General features: G+C 66.6%; 22 protein-coding genes. 16 read left to right on the forward strand and 6 right to left on the reverse strand.

The features are described 5' to 3' along the window. The first annotated feature begins 44 nt into the window (after positions 1 to 44). The 9 genes from ACFWU5_RS23580 (at position 45) to ACFWU5_RS23620 (ending at position 8147) form a co-directional block, all read left to right on the forward strand. A complete protein-coding gene (locus ACFWU5_RS23580; protein WP_379243260.1) occupies positions 45 to 884 on the forward strand; it encodes a nitrilase-related carbon-nitrogen hydrolase in 840 nt (279 codons plus the stop codon). After that, positions 884 to 2302 (forward strand): dihydropyrimidinase, encoded by a 1419-nt coding sequence (hydA, locus tag ACFWU5_RS23585; protein WP_379268880.1) that lies wholly within the window; start codon positions 884 to 886, stop codon positions 2300 to 2302. The genes ACFWU5_RS23580 and hydA overlap by 1 nt, the downstream gene beginning before the upstream one ends. A 26-nt stretch (positions 2303 to 2328) precedes the next feature. Then, entirely contained in the window at positions 2329 to 3372 is a 1044-nt protein-coding gene (locus tag ACFWU5_RS23590) for a TIGR03842 family LLM class F420-dependent oxidoreductase (RefSeq protein ID WP_379268882.1), read from the forward strand. A 109-nt stretch (positions 3373 to 3481) separates the two neighbouring features. Further along, positions 3482 to 4426 (forward strand): ABC transporter permease, encoded by a 945-nt coding sequence (locus ACFWU5_RS23595; RefSeq protein WP_379268883.1) that lies wholly within the window; start codon positions 3482 to 3484, stop codon positions 4424 to 4426. Between the two features lie 44 nt (positions 4427 to 4470). Then, positions 4471 to 5304 carry an ABC transporter ATP-binding protein gene (locus tag ACFWU5_RS23600; protein ID WP_379268885.1) on the forward strand — a complete coding sequence of 278 codons (834 nt, stop codon included), beginning with the start codon at positions 4471 to 4473 and terminating at the stop codon, positions 5302 to 5304. Next, a complete protein-coding gene (locus ACFWU5_RS23605) occupies positions 5301 to 6065 on the forward strand; it encodes an ABC transporter permease (RefSeq protein ID WP_379268887.1) in 765 nt (254 codons plus the stop codon). The genes ACFWU5_RS23600 and ACFWU5_RS23605 overlap by 4 nt, the downstream gene beginning before the upstream one ends. 13 nt (positions 6066 to 6078) lie before the next feature. Continuing rightward, positions 6079 to 7215, forward strand: coding sequence for an ABC transporter substrate-binding protein (locus tag ACFWU5_RS23610; RefSeq protein ID WP_379268888.1), 1137 nt, complete (start codon positions 6079 to 6081; stop codon positions 7213 to 7215). A gap of 100 nt (positions 7216 to 7315) precedes the next feature. Beyond that, positions 7316 to 7672 (forward strand): arsenate reductase family protein, encoded by a 357-nt coding sequence (locus tag ACFWU5_RS23615; RefSeq protein ID WP_379268890.1) that lies wholly within the window; start codon positions 7316 to 7318, stop codon positions 7670 to 7672. 166 nt (positions 7673 to 7838) lie between these two features. Further along, the gene (locus tag ACFWU5_RS23620; protein ID WP_379243244.1) at positions 7839 to 8147 is read left to right on the forward strand and encodes a hypothetical protein; all 309 of its coding nucleotides are present in this window, start codon (positions 7839 to 7841) and stop codon (positions 8145 to 8147) included. Between the two features lies 1 nt (position 8148). On the opposite strand, the gene ACFWU5_RS23625 is transcribed toward ACFWU5_RS23620, so the two are convergent. The 3 genes from ACFWU5_RS23625 to ACFWU5_RS23635 form a co-directional block, all read right to left on the reverse strand. Next, a complete protein-coding gene (locus ACFWU5_RS23625; protein WP_379268892.1) occupies positions 8149 to 8700 on the reverse strand; it encodes an NUDIX domain-containing protein in 552 nt (183 codons plus the stop codon). A 27-nt stretch (positions 8701 to 8727) separates the two neighbouring features. Continuing rightward, on the reverse strand, positions 8728 to 9606 hold the full coding sequence (gene yidC / locus ACFWU5_RS23630) for a membrane protein insertase YidC (protein WP_379268894.1): 879 nt from the start codon (positions 9604 to 9606) through the stop codon (positions 8728 to 8730). Between the two features lie 94 nt (positions 9607 to 9700). Continuing rightward, entirely contained in the window at positions 9701 to 10000 is a 300-nt protein-coding gene (locus tag ACFWU5_RS23635; RefSeq protein WP_379268896.1) for a DUF6412 domain-containing protein, read from the reverse strand. A 159-nt stretch (positions 10001 to 10159) separates the two neighbouring features. On the opposite strand from ACFWU5_RS23635, the gene ACFWU5_RS23640 reads away from it, so the two are divergent. After that, on the forward strand, positions 10160 to 10888 hold the full coding sequence (locus tag ACFWU5_RS23640; RefSeq protein WP_379268898.1) for a TetR/AcrR family transcriptional regulator: 729 nt from the start codon (positions 10160 to 10162) through the stop codon (positions 10886 to 10888). 3 nt (positions 10889 to 10891) lie between these two features. On the opposite strand, the gene ACFWU5_RS23645 is transcribed toward ACFWU5_RS23640, so the two are convergent. After that, on the reverse strand, positions 10892 to 12079 hold the full coding sequence (locus ACFWU5_RS23645) for a DUF418 domain-containing protein (RefSeq protein WP_379268900.1): 1188 nt from the start codon (positions 12077 to 12079) through the stop codon (positions 10892 to 10894). Next, entirely contained in the window at positions 12080 to 12229 is a 150-nt protein-coding gene (locus ACFWU5_RS23650) for a hypothetical protein (RefSeq protein WP_379268902.1), read from the reverse strand. Here ACFWU5_RS23650 and dop point away from each other — a divergent pair. From dop to pafA, 5 genes are all read left to right on the forward strand, one after another. Beyond that, positions 12228 to 13727: a depupylase/deamidase Dop gene (dop, locus tag ACFWU5_RS23655; RefSeq protein ID WP_379268904.1), complete on the forward strand. Its 1500-nt coding sequence runs from the start codon at positions 12228 to 12230 to the stop codon at positions 13725 to 13727. The genes ACFWU5_RS23650 and dop overlap by 2 nt on opposite strands. Positions 13728 to 13847: 120 nt before the next feature. After that, positions 13848 to 14042 carry a ubiquitin-like protein Pup gene (locus ACFWU5_RS23660; RefSeq protein WP_019047503.1) on the forward strand — a complete coding sequence of 65 codons (195 nt, stop codon included), beginning with the start codon at positions 13848 to 13850 and terminating at the stop codon, positions 14040 to 14042. Continuing rightward, on the forward strand, positions 14039 to 14884 hold the full coding sequence (gene prcB, locus ACFWU5_RS23665; protein WP_379243230.1) for a proteasome subunit beta: 846 nt from the start codon (positions 14039 to 14041) through the stop codon (positions 14882 to 14884). The genes ACFWU5_RS23660 and prcB overlap by 4 nt, the downstream gene beginning before the upstream one ends. Further along, complete coding sequence (gene prcA / locus ACFWU5_RS23670; protein ID WP_379268906.1) at positions 14881 to 15648, forward strand: proteasome subunit alpha; 768 nt, start codon at positions 14881 to 14883, stop codon at positions 15646 to 15648. Before prcB ends, prcA begins: the two co-directional genes overlap by 4 nt. Positions 15649 to 15813: 165 nt before the next feature. Further along, a complete protein-coding gene (gene pafA, locus ACFWU5_RS23675; RefSeq protein WP_379243226.1) occupies positions 15814 to 17172 on the forward strand; it encodes a Pup--protein ligase in 1359 nt (452 codons plus the stop codon). Positions 17173 to 17265: 93 nt separating this feature from the next. On the opposite strand, the gene ACFWU5_RS23680 is transcribed toward pafA, so the two are convergent. Beyond that, positions 17266 to 17901 (reverse strand): TetR/AcrR family transcriptional regulator, encoded by a 636-nt coding sequence (locus ACFWU5_RS23680; RefSeq protein WP_379243224.1) that lies wholly within the window; start codon positions 17899 to 17901, stop codon positions 17266 to 17268. 128 nt (positions 17902 to 18029) lie between these two features. Between ACFWU5_RS23680 and ACFWU5_RS23685 the strand changes: the two genes are divergently transcribed. Continuing rightward, positions 18030 to 19181 carry an acyl-CoA dehydrogenase family protein gene (locus ACFWU5_RS23685; protein WP_379268908.1) on the forward strand — a complete coding sequence of 384 codons (1152 nt, stop codon included), beginning with the start codon at positions 18030 to 18032 and terminating at the stop codon, positions 19179 to 19181. Positions 19182 to 19196: the final 15 nt, after the last annotated feature.

The following is a 19196-nucleotide window of genomic DNA, read 5'->3' on the forward strand; positions in this document are numbered from 1 at the left end:
CTTGTAACACAACGGAATCAGTTGTAGGTGCAGTATAACAAAGCATGGGAATCGTTAGAGCGGCGCTCGTCCAGACCAGTTGGACCGGCGACAAAGAATCAATGATCAAAGTTCACGAGGACTACGCACGGGAGGCGGCGGCGCAGGGAGCGCAGGTGATCTGCTTCCAGGAATTGTTCTACGGTCCGTACTTCTGCCAGCTCCAGGACACCAAGTTCTACGAATACGCCGAATCGGTGCCGGGCCCGACCACCGAACGGTTCGCCGCGCTCGCCGCGGAACTGAACATGGTGATCGTGCTGCCGGTCTATGAGCGCGAAATGGACGGGCTGCTCTACAACACCGCGGCGGTGATCGACGCCGATGGCTCCTACCTGGGCAAATACCGTAAACACCACATTCCGCAGGTGGCCGGTTTCTGGGAGAAGTTCTACTTCCGGCCGGGCAATTCGGGCTGGCCGGTGTTCGACACCGCGGTGGGCAAGGTGGGCGTCTATATCTGTTACGACCGTCATTTCCCGGAGGGCTGGCGAGCGTTGGGTCTGGCGGGCGCGGAAATCGTGTTCAACCCGTCGGCAACGTCGAGGGGGCTTTCCAGTTATTTGTGGAAGCTCGAGCAGCCGGCCTCGGCGGTGGCCAACGAGTATTACATCGGCGCGATCAACCGGGTCGGCATCGAAAGCGAATACGGAGACGACGACTTCTACGGCACCAGCTATTTCGTGGACCCCGAGGGGAAGTTCGTCGGCGAGGTCGCCTCCGACACCTCACCGGAATTGGTTGTTCGTGATCTTGATATGGATCTGATCAAGACCGTGCGCGAGAGATGGGCGTTCTATCGCGATCGCCGCCCGGATGCCTACGGACCGTTGGTGAACCCCTGATGCGCACGTTCATTCACGGCGGGACGGTGGTCAGCGCCACCGGGTCCCAGCTGCTCGATGTGTTGATCGAAGACGAGACCATTGTCGCTGTGCTGCAACCGGGTTCGACGGCGCTGGGCGCGGACCTGATCGCCGACGCCGACACGGTGATCGATGCGACCGGCAAGTACGTGATCCCCGGCGGCGTCGACGGGCACACGCACATGCAGTTGCCGTTCGGCGGCACCGAGGCCAGCGACACCTTCGAAACCGGCACCCGGGCCGCGGCCTGGGGTGGCACCACCACGATCGTGGACTTCGCGGTGCAGAAACCCGGTCAGCGGGTGCAGGACACCCTCGCGGAATGGCACGGCAAGGCCGCGGGGCAGTGCGCGATCGACTACGGGTTCCATCAGATCATCGGCGAGGTCAACGACGAATCCCTCAAGGGGATGAGCGAACTCGTCAACGAGGGCGTGACCAGCTTCAAACTGTTCATGGCCTATCCGGGGGTGTTCTACTCCGACGACGGCCAGATCCTGCGCGCCATGCAATCCGCGGGTGACCTCGGTGCGTTGATGATGATGCACGCGGAGAACGGCATCGCCATCGACGTGTTGGTCGAACAGGCACTGGGTCGCGGCGACACCTCGCCCTACTTCCACGGCACGTCGCGCCCGTGGCAGATGGAAGAGGAAGCCACCCATCGCGCGATCATGTTGGCGCAGTTGACCGGTGCGCCGCTGTACGTGGTGCACGTGTCGGCGAAACAGGCCATGGAGCAGATCGCCGCGGCACGGGGCAAGGGGCAGAACGTCTTTGCCGAAACCTGTCCGCAGTACCTGTACCTGTCGCTGGAAGAACAGTTGGGCGCACCGGGTTTCGAGGGCGCCAAGTGGGTCTGCTCGACACCGCTGCGCTCGCGGGAGGAAGGGCATCAGGACGAACTGTGGCGGTTCATTCGCACCGGTGACGTCACCGCCGTGAGTACCGACCACTGCCCGTTCTGCATGAAGGACCAAAAAGAGCTCGGGGTCGGCGATTTCAGCAAGATCCCCAACGGGATCGGCGGGGTCGAGCACCGGATGGACCTGCTGTTCCAAGGCGTCAAGGACGGGCGGATCTCCCTGGAACGGTGGGTGGAGGTCTGCTGCACCACCCCCGCGCGCATGTTCGGCATGTACCCGCGCAAGGGCGTGATCAGTCCGGGTGCCGACGCCGACGTGGTGATCTACGACCCCAACGGGCACACCAGCATCGGCGTGGGCAAGACCCATCACATGAACATGGATCACTCGTCCTGGGAGGGCTTCGAGATCGACGGTCACGTCGACACGGTGCTCTCGCGCGGCGCGGTGATCGTGGACAACGGCGCCTATCACGGGCGCGCCGGGCACGGCCGGTTCCTCCGGCGCGGGCTGTCGCAAAACCTGATCTAGACCCTGATCCGAAACGGAGAGTACCCATGGACATCGGTGTGGTCCTGCAGTGCACACCACCCGCGTCGCGGGTGATCGAACTGGCCAGAGTGGCTGAGACGCATGGGTTCTCGCATGTGTGGACCTTCGACTCGCACCTGCTGTGGCAGGAGCCTTACGTGATCTACAGCCAGATCCTGGCCGCCACCAGGAAGGTGATCGTGGGGCCCATGGTGACCAACCCGGCCACCCGCGATCAGACGGTGACCGCGTCGACCTTCGCCACGCTCAACGACATGTTCGGCAACCGCACGATCTGCGGCATCGGGCGTGGCGATTCGGCCATCCGAACACTGGGTGGCAAGCCGACAACGCTTGCGACACTGCGTGAATCGGTGGAGGTGATCAGGGAACTGGGTAATGGCCGCAGCGCTCGGATCGGTGATACCGAGGTGCGGTTCCCGTGGGCTGCGGATTCACGCTTGGAAGTGTGGGTGGCCGGGTACGGGCCGAAGGCTTTGGAACTGACCGGTCAGGTCGCCGACGGGTTCATCCTGCAGCTGGCCGATCCCGACATCACGGCCTGGACCATCGCGAAGGTGCGTGCGGCGGCCGAGGCGGTGGGGCGTGATCCGGCGTCGGTGAAGATCTGTGTCGCCGCGCCCGCGTACGTCACCGACGGGTCGGCCGCCGCGCTCGAGCACGCCCGTGACCAGTGCCGCTGGTTCGGTGGCATGGTCGGCAATCACGTGGCCGACATCGTCGCGAAATATGGTGCGGGCGGCGATGTTCCGGCCGCGCTGACCGACTACATCGCGGGCCGACAGGGCTACGACTACAACCAGCACGGGCGGGCGGGCAATACGCACGCCGATTTCGTGCCCGACGAGATCGTGGACCGGTTCTGCCTGATCGGCACCCCCGACGAGCAACTGGCGCGGCTGTGGGAGCTGGAGAAGCTGGGCGTGGACCAGTTCGCGGTGTATCTGCAGCACGATGCCAAAACCGCCACCCTCGAAGCCTATGGCGAACAGATTCTGCCGCGCCTGCATCAGCCGGTCACCGCGACGCAGGAGGCCGGTCCGGCATGACTGTCGACATCGCGCTGCTGTGGGCGCTGTACACGATCGGTCTGGGTGGGTTCGCGATGGCCGCGGCCCTGGACGGGCATCGGCGAGCGAACCGCAAGGTGGTAGTTCGGTGGTGACCACGACAACCATCGATCCGGCGACAGCTGTTGTCCCGCCGCAGATTCGGGCCGCGACCGCGTCGAAGACCAGGGTGTTGCGTGCGGTCTACGCGGTGAGCGCGTTCGTGCTCGTGGCGGTGATCTGGGAACTGGTGAAGGTGCTGGTTCCCGCCGACGGCGTCAGCATCGCGGGCACTCGCATCCTGCCGCGCACCACCGACGCCGCGCTCCCACACGTGTGGTCGGTGTTCACCGTGCTCGGCGAGGCCGACGGCAAGGGCACCGTCGGCGAAACACTGTTGCGCACAGGGATGTTCACCCTCGGACTGTCGCTGCTGGCCCTGCTGTTGGGTGCGGTGGTCGGGGTGGCATTGGCCGTGGCGATGCAACGGTTCGGCTGGCTCGAACGGGGACTGCTGCCGTATGTGGTGCTGTCGCAAACGGTTCCGCTGATCGCGCTGGCACCGCTGGTGGCGGCGTGGGGCGGGAAGCTGTCCATCGGCGGCGAACCGTGGCGGCCGTGGATGAGCATCGTGGTGATCGCGGCATATCTGGCCTTCTTCCCGATCGCGATCGGGATGCTGCGCGGATTGCAGGCGCCGTCGGCGGCCTCGGTGGAATTGATGCGCAGTTGCTCGGCCGGGTGGTGGGCGACATTGTCGCGCTTGCGTTTTCCCGCCGCCGTGCCCTCTCTGATCCCCGCACTGCGACTGGCTGCCGCGGCGGCGGTGATCGGCGCGGTCGTGGCCGAGATCTCCACCGGCACCGCGGGCGGGATCGGCAGACAGATCATCGTGTTCTCCCAGCAGGCCACCGGCGACGCCTCCCGCCTCTACGCCGCCGTGCTCGCCGCGGCACTGCTGGGCGTGGTCCTGACCGCACTGGTCGGACTGGTGGAACTGGCCCTGCGCCGGTACAGCCACCCGCCCGGCACCAGCGCATCGAACGACCGCTGATGAGCGAAACACTCTCCGCCACAACGTTTCAGGAAGTAGCACCTATGAGCACCTCCGTCGTGGAACCCGACAGTCCGGTGTCGCCCGCCGCGGTCGAACTGAGCAACCTCGGCAAGACCTTCGCCGCCGGGGACGTGACCGCACTGTCCGACGTCTCGCTGACCGTCGCACCCGGGGAGTTCGTCTCGCTGATCGGGCCGTCGGGGTGCGGCAAGTCCACGCTGCTGCGGATCATCGCCGACCTCGAGACGCCCAGCAGCGGAACAGCCACCGTGCACGGCAAACCCGCACGGCAGGCCCGGATCGACCAGGACTACGGCATCGCGTTCCAACAGGCCGGTCTGCTCGAATGGCGCACCGTCGCAGCCAATGTCGAACTGCCCCTCGAACTACACCGGGTTCCCAAAGCGCAGCGCAAGGCACGCAGTGCCGAACTCCTGGACATGGCGGGGCTGAGCGAATTCGCGGATCGGTATCCGGCGGAACTGTCGGGGGGTATGCAACAGCGGGTCGCGATCGCCCGTGCGCTGGCCCGCAAGCCGTCGCTGCTGCTGATGGACGAACCGTTCGGTGCGCTGGACGAGATGACCAGGGAACGGATGCAGGGCGAGTTGCTGCGGATCGCGGGGGAGACCGGCGCCGCGGTGGTGTTCGTGACCCACTCGATTCCCGAAGCGGTGTACCTGTCGGACCGGGTGGTGGTGCTGTCGGCACGACCCGGACGGATCAGCGACATCGTGACCACCGGCGGCTGGGATCGACAGTCCGACACCGACGTTCGCGCCTCCACGGAGTTCTTCGCCGCCGTGGCCGCAGTACGCGCGGCACTGCGCGGCGAGCACGACGACACCGCGGTGGCCGGACGGGATCTGCGATGAAGACCTGGCTGCCACCCCTGCTCGTCGGTGTCATCGCCCTGGTGCTGTGGCAGGTGCTCACCGTGGTCGCGGGCGTGCCGTCGTTCCTGCTGCCCGCGCCCAGCGCGATCGCCACCCAGTTCGCCGAGAACGCGGGGCGGATCTTCGACGCGTCACTGGCGACCGGCACCAACGCGCTGATCGGGTTCGTCGCGGGAACCGTGCTCGGCCTCGTAGCGGCGGTAATGGCGGTGCGGTTCAACGTAATCGACGGATTACTCACTCCCCTTGCCGCCGCCGCTGCCGCCGTGCCGATCGTGGCGCTGGCGCCGCTGCTGAACTCGATGTACTCCACCACCACCGAGACCCCGCGACGCCTGGTCGTCACCATCGTCGTGTTCTTCCCGGTGTTCGTCAGCACCGCACGCGGGCTACGCCAGGTGCCCAAGGTGCAGGCCGACCTGATGACCTCCTACGCCGCGTCGGGCTGGCAGATCACCCGCACCGTCCGCCTGCCCGCCGCGCTGCCGCACCTGTTCACCGGGCTGCGGATCGCGGCACCCGGTGCGGTCATCGCGGCCATCATCGCCGAGTACTTCGGCGGCCTGCAGAACGGTCTGGGCAGCCGGATCACCTCCGCCGCCGCCAACACCGCCTACCCACGCGCCTGGGCCTACGTCGTCGGAGCGATGTGCGTGGGCCTGGTCTTCCTGGCAGCAGTGCTGCTGCTGGAACAACTGCTCCGCCGACCCCGAACCCCCCTGCTGTCCACGATCCGATGAGGGAGATCCATCCATGAGCAAGACCGCATACCGGTTGTGCAGCGCGGTGGCCGCGGCCGCCGTGGCCGCCGCCGCACTGACCGGCTGTAGTACCACCGAATCCGAGACCACCGCCGACGGCCTCACCAAGGTGACCCTGCAGCTGCAGTGGTTCAAACAGGGCCAGTTCGCGGGCTACCTGGCCGCGGTGGACCAGGGCTTCTACAAGGAGCAGGGCCTGTCGGTCGAGATCCTCGACGGCGGCACCGACATCGTCCCGCAGACCGTGCTCGCGCAGGGTCAAGCCGACTACGCGGTCGCCTGGGTGCCCAAGGCCCTTGCCTCCCGCGAGGCGGGCGCGGGGATCACCGAGATCGCGCAGATCTTCCAGAAATCGGGCACCAAGCAGGTGTCGTTCAAAGCCGACAACATCACCGGGCCCGCCGACCTGCGTGGCAAAACCGTCGGAAACTGGGGCTACGGCAACGAATTCGAGCTGTTCGCCGGCATGACCAAGGCCGGCATCGACCCGGCCAAGGACGTGAAACTGGTCCAGCAACAGTTCGACATGAACGCGTTCCTGGCCAAGGACATCGCCGCCGCCCAGGCCATGTCCTACAACGAGTACGCCCAGCTGCTGGAAACCAAGAACCCGGCCACCGGAAAGCTGTACACCGCAGACGATTTCAGCACCATCGACTGGAACGACCAGGGCGTTTCCATGCTGCAGGACGCCCTGTGGGCCAACACCGAGAAACTGCAGGACACCAAGTATCAGGAGCAGACGGTCAAGTTCCTGGTCGCCTCGCTCAAAGGCTGGGCCTTCTGCCGCGACAACCTCGACAAGTGCCGCGACATCACCGTCGCCGCGGGCGCGACTCTGGGTGCGGGACACCAGCAATGGCAGATCAACGAGGTGAACAAGCTGATCTGGCCCTCACCCGCGGGCATCGGCACCATCGACAAAACCGCATGGGATCGCACGGTGTCGATCGCCAAGAGCACTAAAAACGCTGACGGCGCAACGGTTCTCACCAAGGACCCCGATGCACAGGCATCGACGTCGGAGTACGTCACCAAGGCGCTCGAGCAGTTGAAGGCCGCCGGCGTCGACGTGACGGGCGCGAGCTATCAGCCCACACAGGTCACCCCGACCGAGGGCGGAAAGTAGGAGTGCGCGGGATCGCTGCCTGATCCACCTGACTCGACGGCCCATCGGCAGCACGCCGATGGGCCGTCGCGGCGTTGTGGACGCCTACTACGCTGCGACCATGACCGAGATCTGGCACAACCCCCGCTGCACGAAGAGCCGCAATGCCACCGCGCACCTGGACGCGGCCGGGGTGGAGTACACCGTGCGGCGGTACCTCGACGACCCGCCGACCGTGGCGGAACTGCGGGCGGTGCTGGCGCGGTTGGATGCGCAACCGTGGGATATCACCCGCACCGGGGAGCAGATCGCCAAGGATCTGGGAATGGCGCAATGGGGGCGGACCGAGGCGGACCGGGAGCGGTGGCTCACCGCGCTGGCCGAGAATCCGAAGCTGATCCAGCGGCCGATCGTGCTGCTCGCCGACGGTTCCGCGGTGGTGGCACGCGATGAGGAATCGTTGCGTGCGCTGGACTGATTCGACGATTGCCCGTAGGTAACTATTGCGGCACGGGCGTAACGTAGACAGCGGATCGAGGGATGTAGCTGACATCACAGGAACACCGTGTGCCTGTGCGAATAATCGGACCGAGCGTGAAACTGCCGCGGGGTTGGATGCGGACACTTCACGCATGGAGGTTGTCATGACATCGCTTCGTAAACTCGCAGTCGGCGCCACCGCGGCCGGGCTCATCGGCGCTTCGACGCTGCTGATCGCGCCCGCTCAGGCGCAGGGGCCGGGCCATTGTTCGGTGAACCCCATCGCGGCCACGGGCGCCTTCTCGCAGTGCGGCTCACCGGTCTGGCATCAGGTGCGGGTGACCTGTTGGGCCTGGTGGAACTGGGGTGCCAGCTATGAGCGCTACGGCCAGCCCGCGCATGGCGGGTACCACTCGGAAACCGCGTGTGACCTGCCGTTCAGTATGCAGACCTGGCAGGTTCACACCTGGTAGATCAGCGTCGGGGGCCGCCGTACCCGGTGAGCAGGCCGTCCAGCACGGTCCGCGTATCAGGAACGAAGGGCCACGCGGGGTCACTCAGGTGTGCGCGTAGTTCGGCATCGGTCCACCACCAGCCGTCCGCGATCTCGGACGGCTGGTGGACGATCGGACCGTCGTAGCGGTACTCGAAACCGAACAGGTGGCACCGCAGCGCGCGCCCGGCCCAGTCACCATCCCAGGAAGCCTTGGCGCGCAACGGAAGTACGGTGCCGTCGGGAACGGCGATGCCGAGTTCTTCGCGTAATTCGCGGATCGCGGTGTCGGCGGGGTCCTCACCCGCGTCGACCACGCCACCCGCCATGCAGTCGTGCATCCCCGCGAACACGAGTTTGCTGTCGGTGCGCCGATGCACGTACACGCGGGTTCCGTCGACCGATCGAACGAGCACGCCGGCACTGGCGTGCCACAGGCCCTCGCGATAGACGGTGCCTCGATCGGCCGCGCCGATCACCTGCCCGTCGGCGTCGTACACGGCGAGCAGTTCGTCCTCCGGATTCGCTGACACCGCCCGAGGGTAACCGCCGAGGCGCTGTCACCTCTTGTGCCGCTGCGGCTTCACCCCCGGTCGCGGCGCGGCGGCGCGGGCCACGACCACCTGTTTGTCCGCGGCGGTTTCGGCGTCGAGCTTGCGGCGGATCAGATACTGCTGGCCGCACGTCCACACCGCATTGGTGGCGAAGTAGACGAGCACGACCACCGGCAGGATCGCGCCGCCGATCAACGCACCCGCCGGGAACACCCACAGCGACAGGGTGCGCAGGAGCGCGGCCGTGCTGTTGTCGCCGGTTGGCGGGGTGATCCTGGCCGTGAAGTGCGTGGCCAGCGCGGCGATGACGACCAGCGGAACGGCCAGCACCGCGACCGCGACGAACACTTCGCCCGCGCCGGACAGCGTCGCCGACAGCGGTGCGCCGAACAACGTCGCGTCGAGGAACGCGCGGACCTCGGGCACGCCGAACAGGTAGTTCGCGGTGGCACTGTTGGCCTCGATCGACAGCGGGGTATCGGTGGCGGTGAACGGGCCCACCGCATACGTGCCGGTGCGATCGAACGAGCGCAGGACGTGGAACAGGCCGAGGAAAACCAGCCCCTGGGCGATCAGCGGGACGAATCCCGCGAACATGCTGACGCCGTTGTCGCGATGCAGTTGCCGAACCTTCTCGGCCTGCGCGCGTGGGTCGTCGCGGTGGGTGCGGCGAATGGTGTCCATCTGTGGTTGCAGGGAACGCAGAATTTTCTGGGAGCGAGCCTGTCGCAGCGCGGTGCGCACCAGCAGTGCGCGGACGGTGACGACCAGGGCGACCACAGCGAGCAGCCACGCGACACCACTGGCCGCGCCGAGCGGAATCGCGAACAGCTGATGCCAGCACCACAGCACCGCGGAGACGGGGAAATAGACGAAATCGAGCATGACGGGACGACCTGTCCGTACAGCGTGCGCGAACGCACGAAAGGGGGAGTGGGATCACGAAGACCGACAGGCGGCGCCGAAAGCGCCGCACCTGTCAGTGGTGATCGATCCCCGGTGCTCGTGGACGTGGCCGACCCGCGGCATCCGGATTGCTCTGTCGCAGAAAGGAACCGCGTAATCGACGCTGCGCCGACGGCGGTGGACCCACCGACGCGACCCGGACCGGCAGGTGTGTGCGCCCGGTGATCGCGATCAGCGCGCACACCATCGCGGCGGCGACCGCACCGAACGCGAGCATGCGCGCGGACTCACCGCCGGGCGCGGCAACCAGCACGAAGGCGGGCAGCACGCACGCGAGAATCGCGTACGCCATCACCATCGCCCGTGCCTGCATGGGTTCGAGCATACCGACGTCCGCCGCGAGCTGTTCCGAACCAGCGATTACTCTGGGTCGCGCAGTCCGAGCACCGCGAAGTACGTGTTACATCAAGTAACGTTCAGGTTAATGGAACGCGATGTCACGGCCAATTTCGGCACGGGTATCGTTGATGCGGTGACTGCACCATCCGCGCACGCCGATCAGACCACCAGCGACGGTCGCGCCACCCGCTGGCACGGCCACAAGGAACGCCGCCGTGCGGAGATGATCGATGCCGCCATCGAGGTGATCGAGGAGCACGGGCTCGAGATCTCGGTGCAGCTGATCGCCGAACACCTGTCGCTGCCGCGACCGGTGGTCTACCGCCATGTCGGTGGCCGTGCCGAACTCGACGCGCTGTCGCGTCAGCGGATCCTGGAACTGCTGCTCGCGGAACTGCTGCCCGCGCTGCAATCCGACGGCACGCTCAAAGACGCCGTGCGCGGCGCGATCGGCAGCTACCTGGGCTGGATCGAAAAGCATCCGAACCTGCACCGCTTCCTCGGCGACGCCGCCCCGCAGGGCGCGGTGACCACCCTGGGCGGCGCCGGGCGTGTGGTGAGCGGCCAGCTGGCCGACATCTTCGCCGCGAGTTTGGCCCGCTTCGGCATCGACCCCGCCCGTGGACGTCCGATGGCGTTCGGCATGGTCGGCCTCGTCGACGGTGTGGTCACGAGCTGGCGTGCGGAAACCGAGGCGGTGCTGTCCACCGAGCAGGTGCAGGGCATTCTCACCGAGTCGGTGCTGTCGCTGTTCGAAGGCAATGCCCGCAGTCTCGGCGTTCCGCTGCAACGGGATTCGCTGGTCTCGGAACTGCTCGTTGCCCCCGATGCCGCACCGCCGCCGGGCGAGCGACTGCGCTGAAACTCAGCCGGTCGGGGCCAGCGCGCGAAATGTCCTGTGCCACAACCACTCCACGGGGCCGCGCTCGAAACGGCGCAACCACAAGTGGGCGAAAGTCATGATCGCCAGGGCTACAACCAGGTAGATCGCGACGGTGAACGGCACCCGCGCCGACTCCGATATCTGGGCGGCGAGCCCGAAACCCCAGCCGTAGCACAGCATTCCGGCGATCAGGTTCTGCCCGATGTAGCAGCTCAGCGCCGTGCGGCCCACTTCGCTCAGCCGTGCGCCCGTGAAACCGACGCGGGGTCGGCGCAGGTAGAACGCGGCGACGGCGGCCAAGATGCCCAGGGCGACCAACGGAGCGGTGCCGTACCGGGTGAACAGCACGACATCGCCGCCGATCGCGATACCCGCCGCCAGATCCACGGGCGCGGCCACGCCGAGCCCGATCACCATGAGCCACCGGCGAATTCGCGCACCCCCGGGTGCGAACACGCCCGCCCGGAACATTCGCGCACCGACCAGGAACAGCGCGACCGACATCGGGAACACGAAGATCGTTTCGAGTCGGAACATCAACGCGTGGTCCACACGGAACAACACCAGATCCCAAAAGGAGCCGTCCGCATAGGGATTGGGGTCAAGCGCTGCCGAGGTGGCACGTTCCTGCGTCGGCGCGAAGGCCAGCGCTGCCGCGATCAGCGTCAACATCGTCACGTGGACCGAGGCCGCGATGATCAACCAACGACGTTGTGCTCGTTCGCTTGTCGCCAGCACATGGGCCACGACAAGGCCGGTGACCGCATACCCCATCAGCACATCGAATTCGGCCACGAACAGAAAGTTCAGCAACCCGTCGAGGAACAGCAGTCCCGCGCGAATCGGGTACTTGCCCGGCCACACCCGACCGGCCCGCTGGGCCGAACCCTGCTGAATGGCAAGGCCGATCCCGAACATCACCGTGAGCAGACCGAGGAACTTGCCCTGCGTCAGCTGCTGCAGCACCCGCTCGGACCACATCCAGGCGTTCTCGGGTGTCGCGCCGAGCTCGTCGAGGTACCCGATCATGCTCGCGGGACTGGTGAAGATCCAGATATTGGTGCCCAGCGTGCCCAGAATCGCGATGCCGCGCAACACATCCAGCGCGATCATGCGCGCGGGCCGGCTCGCGGCGGGCGCTTCGGCGGTGGGTGCGACGGCATCGGTCATCTATCGAGTATCGGCGGGTGAACGGCCCACCGGATCGCCCACGAGGACCATCTCGGGGTCCGCCTTATGGGGGACGTGCGAGGGCCCCAGCGGCACCGCTGCGCCGAGATGCCGGTGCACCCCCGGCGCGTCGCCTAGGCTCGACACCATGCAGCGCATCATCGGAATCGAGGTCGAATACGGCATCTCGACCCCCACGGAGCCGACGGCCAACCCCATCCTCACCTCCACGCAGGCCGTTCTCGCCTACGCGGCCGCGGCGGGGTTGCCGCGAGCCAAGCGGACCCGCTGGGACTACGAGGTGGAATCGCCCCTGCGTGACGCGCGCGGTTTCGACCTGAGCCGGATGAGCGGGCCCGCCCCGATCATCGACGCCGACGAGGTCGGTGCGGCCAACATGATCCTCACCAACGGCGCCCGGCTCTACGTCGACCACGCCCACCCCGAATACTCCGCCCCCGAGGTCGTCGACCCCCTCGACGCGGTCATCTGGGACAAAGCGGGCGAACGCGTCATGGAGGCCGCCGCCCGGCACGCGTCGAGCGTGCCCGGTGCGCCGCGGCTGCAGCTGTACAAGAACAACGTCGACGGCAAGGGCGCCTCCTACGGCACCCACGAGAACTACCTGATGAGCCGCGACACCCCGTTCAGCCACATCATCGCGGGCCTGACCCCGTTCTTCGTCTCCCGCCAGGTGATCTGCGGCGCGGGCCGGGTCGGCATCGGCCAGTCCGGTGACCGCGCCGGCTTCCAGCTGTCGCAGCGCGCGGACTACATCGAGGTCGAGGTCGGCCTCGAGACCACGCTCAAGCGCGGCATCATCAACACCCGCGACGAACCGCACGCCGACGCCGACAAATACCGGCGCCTGCACGTGATCATCGGCGACGCCAACCTGGCCGAGATGTCGACCTACCTCAAGGTCGGCACCACCGCGCTGGTGCTGGACATGATCGAAGCGGGCGAGAACCTCTCGGAGTTCCAACTGGCCCGCCCGGTCACCGCCGTGCACCAGATCAGCCACGACCCCACCCTGCGCGCCACCGTGGCACTGGCCGACGGCCGCGAGCTGACCGGCCTTGCGCTGCAACGCCTTTACCACGAACGCGCCGCCAAATTCGTGCACCGCGAAGGCAACGACGACCCGCGCGTGCTCGACATCCTCGACAACTGGGCGATGGTCCTCGACCTGCTCGAGCGCGACCCGATGGAAGCCGCGCACCTGCTGGACTGGCCCGCCAAACTGCGCCTGCTCGAAGGCATGCGCACCCGCGAGGGCCTGGGCTGGGCCGCGCCGAAACTGCACCTGATGGACCTGCAGTACTCCGATGTGCGCCTGGACAAGGGTCTGTACAACCGCTTGGTCGCGCGCGGTTCGATGAAGCGTCTGGTCACCGAGCAGCAGGTGCTCGACGCGATGACCAACCCGCCCACCGACACCCGCGCGTACTTCCGCGGCGAATGTCTGCGTCGCTTCGGCGCCGATATCGCCGCCGCCAGTTGGGATTCGGTGATCTTCGATCTGGGTGGTGATTCGCTGGTGCGGATCCCGACCCTGGAACCGCGTCGAGGCACGAAAGCGCACGTCGGAAAGCTTCTCGACGCCTCACGCACGGCCGCGGAACTGGTCGAACAGCTCACCCACTAAGCGGTTTCGCAGCACGACCGCGCGACAATCCGACCACTATTCGACCAAGTTGTCGGATCGGCTCGGTAGGGTTGTGGGACACACACGATCATCGTGATGAGGAAGAGGAGGTCGGCTGCCATGGCACAAGAGCAGACCAAGCGCGCCGGGGGTGGCGACGAGGACGAGGGCCCCGAGGGCGTAGACGCGGCAGGGCAGGAACGCCGCGAGAAGCTCGCGGAGGAAACCGACGACTTGCTCGATGAAATCGATGACGTGCTCGAAGAGAACGCCGAGGACTTCGTGCGGGCATATGTGCAGAAGGGCGGCCAGTGACCCCAGGTGACCCCTTGCGCCTCCACGCGGGGCGGGCTCTCTCCTCGTTCACCGAACATCTGCGCATGCACGCACCGGACCTGTTGCCCGCCAACAAGTTCCCGGCCTCGGATCTGACCGCGACGAAGGACCTGGCGCCGCACGGCACCACCATCGTCGCGGTCACCTACCGCGGTGGCGTGCTGATCGCGGGCGACCGCAGGGCCACCATGGGCAACCTGCTGGCCAGCCGCGACACCGAGAAGGTGTACATCACCGACACCTACTCGGCGGCAGGGATCGCGGGCACCGCGGGCATCGCGATCGAGATGGTTCGACTGTTCGCGGTGGAGCTGGAGTACTACGAGAAAATCGAAGGCGTGCCACTGACCTTCGACGGTAAAGCCAACAAGCTGTCGAAGATGGTTCGCGACAACCTGCCCGCTGCCATGCAGGGGTTGGCCGCGATCCCGCTGCTGGTCGGTTTCGACGACCAGATCCTGGACCTGGACCGGTCCGGGCGCATCGTGTCCTACGACGTGGTCGGCGGGCGCAGCGAGGAACGGTTCGGCTACACCGCCGTGGGTTCGGGTTCGATGTTCGCGAAGTCGTCGCTGAAGAAGCTCTACCAGCGCGGCATCGATCAGGATCGGGCCCTGCGGATCGCGGTGGAATCACTGTTCGACGCCGCCGACGACGACACCGCCACCGGTGGACCCGACATGCTGCGCGGGATCTACCCGACCGCGGTGGTCATCGACGGCGACGGCGCGGCCGAGATCGGCGAGGACCGTCTCGCTGAGATCGCCCGTGCGGTGATCGCCGACCGGGAAGCCGCCGAAGAAGGGGGCGCCGTCCTATGACGCTGCCGTATTACGCCTCGGCCGAGCAGATCATGCGCGACAAGACCGAGCTCGCCCGCAAGGGCATCGGTCGCGGTCGCAGTGTGATCGTGCTCGTCTACGCCGACGGCGTGCTGTTCGTCGCCGAGAACCCCTCGGCGACGCTGCACAAGGTCAGCGAGCTCTACGACCGCGTCGGGTTCGCCGCGGTGGGCAAGTACAACGAGTTCGAGGCCCTGCGCCGCGGCGGCATCCTGCAGGCCGATCTCAAGGGTTACCAGTACGACCGGCGCGATGTCACCGGGCGTGGGCTGGCCAACCTGTACGCGCAGACTCTCGGGTCGATCTTCACCGATCAGCTCAAGCCCTACGAGGTGGAGATCTGCGTCGCCGAAGTGGGGTATCCGGAACAGTCACCGACCTCGGTGCTGTACCGGATCACCTTCGACGGGTCCATCGTCGACGAACGCGAGTACGTGGTCATGGGCGGCACCACCGAGCCGATCCTGACCCAGCTCAAGGCCAGCTACAAGCCGGGATTGTCCCTGGACGACGCGCTGAAGGTGGCGATCGGCGCCCTGCTGGCCGGCCAGCCCGAAGCCGACAAGGACAAACGGTCGCTGGGTGAGGCCTCGCTCGAGGTGGCCACGCTGGAACAGCAGCGGCCGCGTCGCGCGTTCCGTCGACTGCAGGGCCCGGCCCTGGAGTCGGCGCTGGCCGCGACCAAGCCCAAGCCGGTGAAAGAGGCGAAGCTGCCAGAACCCGATTCCGACGCGGGGAAGTAGCCCACCGTCACGATCATGATCGGGCCTGCGAACCATAGTGGTTCGCAGGTCCGATCTCGTCGTGCGCGCGCCGGTCGTTGCCTGTTCGAATCGTTGTGAACACGTAGGCGAATGGGATGTCAACACCGCCGCGCGAGCACTGGTCATGGCTGTACTGTCGATAATGTGCAGCGACGAATCATGGGGATCGAGACCGAGTTCGGTGTGACATGCACCTTCCACGGTCACCGTCGGCTGTCCCCCGACGAGGTAGCCCGGTACTTGTTCCGCCGGGTGGTGTCCTGGGGCCGCAGCTCCAATGTCTTCCTTCGCAACGGTGCCAGGTTGTACCTCGATGTCGGTTCGCATCCGGAGTACGCCACCGCCGAATGCGACAGCCTGGTGCAGTTGGTCACCCACGATCGAGCAGGCGAGCGGGTGCTGGAAGACCTGCTCATAGACGCCGAACAGCGCCTGGCCGAAGAGGGCATCGGCGGTGACATCTACCTGTTCAAGAACAACACCGACTCCGCGGGCAACTCCTACGGCTGCCACGAGAACTTCCTGGTGGTGCGCGCAGGCGAGTTCTCCCGGATCTCCGATGTGCTGCTGCCGTTCCTGGTCACCCGCCAGCTCATCTGCGGGGCCGGAAAGGTGCTGCAGACACCCAAGGCGGCCACGTTCTGCCTGTCGCAGCGTGCCGAACACATCTGGGAGGGCGTCTCCTCGGCGACCACCCGTTCGCGCCCGATCATCAACACCCGCGACGAACCGCACGCCGACGCCGAGAAGTACCGGCGCCTGCACGTGATCGTCGGCGATTCCAACATGGCCGAACCGTCCACCATGCTCAAGGTGGGCACGGCCTCGCTGGTGCTGGAGATGATCGAAGCCGGGGTGTCGTTCCGCGACTTCGCCCTGGACAACCCGATCCGGGCGATCCGCGAGGTCAGCCACGACCTCACCGGCCGTCGCCCCGTGCGCCTGGCCGGCGGACGTCAGGCCAGCGCCCTGGAAATCCAGCGCGAGTACTACGCCCGCGCGGTGGAACACCTGCGCAACCGCGACCGCGACCCGCAGGTCGACGCGGTGGTGGACCTGTGGGGTCGCACCCTGGACGCGGTCGAGGCGCAGGATTTCGCCAAGGTCGACACCGAGATCGACTGGGTGATCAAGCGCAAGCTGTTCCAGCGCTACCAGGACCGCTACAGCATGGAGATGTCCGATCCCAAGATCGCCCAGCTGGATCTGGCCTACCACGACATCAAACGCGGTCGCGGGGTCTTCGACCTGCTGCAGCGCAAGGGTCTGGCCAAGCGGATCACCGAGGACGACGCCGTCGACGCCGCCGTGGACACCCCGCCGCAGACCACCCGGGCCAAGCTGCGCGGTGACTTCATCACCGCCGCCCAGGACGCGGGCCGCGATTTCACCGTCGACTGGGTGCACCTCAAGCTCAACGATCAGGCGCAGCGCACCGTGCTGTGCAAGGATCCGTTCCGCTCGGTCGACGAACGCGTCGATCGGCTGATCGCCTCGATGTAGGCGAACCCCTAGACGGGGGGACCAACGACAGAACCGGTGGCGCATGGGAGCGAATGCGTAGGTGCCACCGGTTCCGTCGTGTGTGGGGTCGGGTCAGTCCGCGGTGACCACGGTCGCGTAGGTGGCGGACAGGCCCGCGATGAAGGCGTTCAACGCCAATTCGAAACTGTCGTCATCGATTTCGTCGGCGATCGCGCGCAACAGGTGCGCCTGGTTCAGATGCGGGTACCGGTCGCGATAGACCTGCACGTCATCGGCGAAACCGCCGGCGAACGAGCCGACCGTGGAACCCATCACCAGGTAGCGGGTGGCCGCACCGATCATGGTCGCGTAGCGCGGCGGCCAGCCCGCGCCGACCAGACCACCGTGCACGGCATCGGCCGCGCGCAGGTTCTCCGCGCGTCGACCGGGACCGGTCGCCAGATACGGCACGAAATTCGGGTGGGTGGCCAGGGCGGTGCGATAGCTGCGCGCCCAGTCGGCCAGCGCTGCGTCCCAGCTCATGGTGCCGAACGCGGAGGTGTCGACCGTTCGCATGATGCCCGCGGCGATCTCGTCGAACAGTTCGTCCTTGTTCGGGTAGTGGCCGTACAGCGACGCCGCCTGCACGCCCAGTTCGGCGCCCAGCTTGCGCATGGAGACCTCGGACAGGCCGTCGCGGTCGATCAGCACCAGTGCGGCGTCGCGAATGCGCTCGCGGCTCAACAGCGGTACGCGCGGCCTGGCCATGCGCCACTCCATCTCTCGTCGGGAAACGAACCGTATCACCGATGGCGAAAACGACCCTTGATTAACCGAACGGCGTTAGGCTACGGTGCCCGAGTAAACCTAACGCCGTTTGGTTCAGGAGTTGTTCCGTGGATTTCCAGCTCACGCCCGCACAGTCTGACCTGCGCGAACTCGCCCGCACCTGGGTGGACAAAGAAGTCGTGCCCTATGCCGCGCAGTGGGATCGCGACGAGTCGGTCGACCCCGCGATCGTCGGCAAGCTCGGAGCGCTCGGTTTCCTCGGCATCGGGATCGACGAGGAATACGGCGGTTCCGGCGGCGACACCTTCGACTACTGCCTGCTGCTCGAGGAACTGGGGCGCGGTGACAGTGCGGTGCGCGGCATCGTGTCGGTGTCGCTGGGACTGTTCGGCAAGTCGGTGGCCGCGTATGGCACCGAGGAGCAGAAGATGCGGTTCCTGCCCGGGATCTGCGCCGGTGAACTGCTGGGTTGCTTCGCGTTGACCGAGCCCGGTACCGGTTCGGATGCCGCCAGCCTGGACACCCGCGCCACCCGCGACGGGTCGGACTGGGTCATCTCCGGCACCAAGATCTTCATCACCAACGGCACCTGGGCCGACATCGCGTTGGTGTTCGCGCGCACCGGGGGACCGGGGCCCAAGGGGGTCACCGCGTTCCTGGTGCCCACGGACACACCGGGTTTCGGCCGCACCGAGATCAAGGGCAAGCTCGGTCTGCGCGGGCAGGCCACCGCCGAACTCGTCTTCGACCAGGTGCGCGTGCCGGACTCTTTGCGCTTGGGCGAGGAGGGTCAGGGGTTCCGGATCGCGATGGGCGCGCTGGACAAGGGGCGCATCGGTGTCGCGTCCGGCTGCGTCGGCGTGGCCCGTGCCTGCCTCGAGGCGTCGGTGCGCTACGCCGGTGAACGCGAACAGTTCGGCAAGCCGATCGCGGGCTACCAACTGGTCCAGGAACTGCTGTCCGACATCGCCGTGGAAACCGACGCCGCGCGCCTACTGGCTTGGCGCGCAGCCGATCTCGCCGATCGCGGTGAATCGTTCGGCACCGCCGCGTCGATGGCCAAACTGTTCGCCTCCGAGGCCGCGGTCAAGGCCGCCAACAACGCGATCCAGGTGTTCGGCGGGTACGGCTACATCGACGAATACCCCGTCGCCAAGTACCTGCGCGACGCGCGCGTGCTGACTCTGTACGAGGGCACCACCCAGATTCAGAAACTGCTCATCGGTCGCGCCCTCACCGGCGTGAATGCCATTGTCTGACAGAGGAGTACACGT

The organism is Nocardia sp. NPDC058640 (genome assembly GCF_042716995.1).
Taxonomy (GTDB): domain Bacteria; phylum Actinomycetota; class Actinomycetes; order Mycobacteriales; family Mycobacteriaceae; genus Nocardia.

Excerpts from the sequence above, each read along its gene's own strand:
- ACFWU5_RS23580 (WP_379243260.1), top strand. The coding sequence starts at position 45 with ATGGGAATCGTTAGAGCGGCGCTCGTCCAGACCAGTTGGACCGGCGAC.
- hydA (WP_379268880.1), top strand. The coding sequence starts at position 884 with ATGCGCACGTTCATTCACGGCGGGACGGTGGTCAGCGCCACCGGGTCC.
- ACFWU5_RS23590 (WP_379268882.1), top strand. The coding sequence starts at position 2,329 with ATGGACATCGGTGTGGTCCTGCAGTGCACACCACCCGCGTCGCGGGTG.
- ACFWU5_RS23600 (WP_379268885.1), top strand. The coding sequence starts at position 4,471 with ATGAGCACCTCCGTCGTGGAACCCGACAGTCCGGTGTCGCCCGCCGCG.
- ACFWU5_RS23605 (WP_379268887.1), top strand. The coding sequence starts at position 5,301 with ATGAAGACCTGGCTGCCACCCCTGCTCGTCGGTGTCATCGCCCTGGTG.
- ACFWU5_RS23610 (WP_379268888.1), top strand. The coding sequence starts at position 6,079 with ATGAGCAAGACCGCATACCGGTTGTGCAGCGCGGTGGCCGCGGCCGCC.
- ACFWU5_RS23615 (WP_379268890.1), top strand. The coding sequence starts at position 7,316 with ATGACCGAGATCTGGCACAACCCCCGCTGCACGAAGAGCCGCAATGCC.
- ACFWU5_RS23620 (WP_379243244.1), top strand. The coding sequence starts at position 7,839 with ATGACATCGCTTCGTAAACTCGCAGTCGGCGCCACCGCGGCCGGGCTC.
- yidC (WP_379268894.1), bottom strand. The coding sequence starts at position 9,606 with ATGCTCGATTTCGTCTATTTCCCCGTCTCCGCGGTGCTGTGGTGCTGG.
- ACFWU5_RS23635 (WP_379268896.1), bottom strand. The coding sequence starts at position 10,000 with ATGCAGGCACGGGCGATGGTGATGGCGTACGCGATTCTCGCGTGCGTG.
- ACFWU5_RS23645 (WP_379268900.1), bottom strand. The coding sequence starts at position 12,079 with ATGACCGATGCCGTCGCACCCACCGCCGAAGCGCCCGCCGCGAGCCGG.
- dop (WP_379268904.1), top strand. The coding sequence starts at position 12,228 with ATGCAGCGCATCATCGGAATCGAGGTCGAATACGGCATCTCGACCCCC.
- ACFWU5_RS23650 (WP_379268902.1), bottom strand. The coding sequence starts at position 12,229 with ATGGTGTCGAGCCTAGGCGACGCGCCGGGGGTGCACCGGCATCTCGGC.
- ACFWU5_RS23660 (WP_019047503.1), top strand. The coding sequence starts at position 13,848 with ATGGCACAAGAGCAGACCAAGCGCGCCGGGGGTGGCGACGAGGACGAG.
- prcA (WP_379268906.1), top strand. The coding sequence starts at position 14,881 with ATGACGCTGCCGTATTACGCCTCGGCCGAGCAGATCATGCGCGACAAG.
- ACFWU5_RS23680 (WP_379243224.1), bottom strand. The coding sequence starts at position 17,901 with ATGGCCAGGCCGCGCGTACCGCTGTTGAGCCGCGAGCGCATTCGCGAC.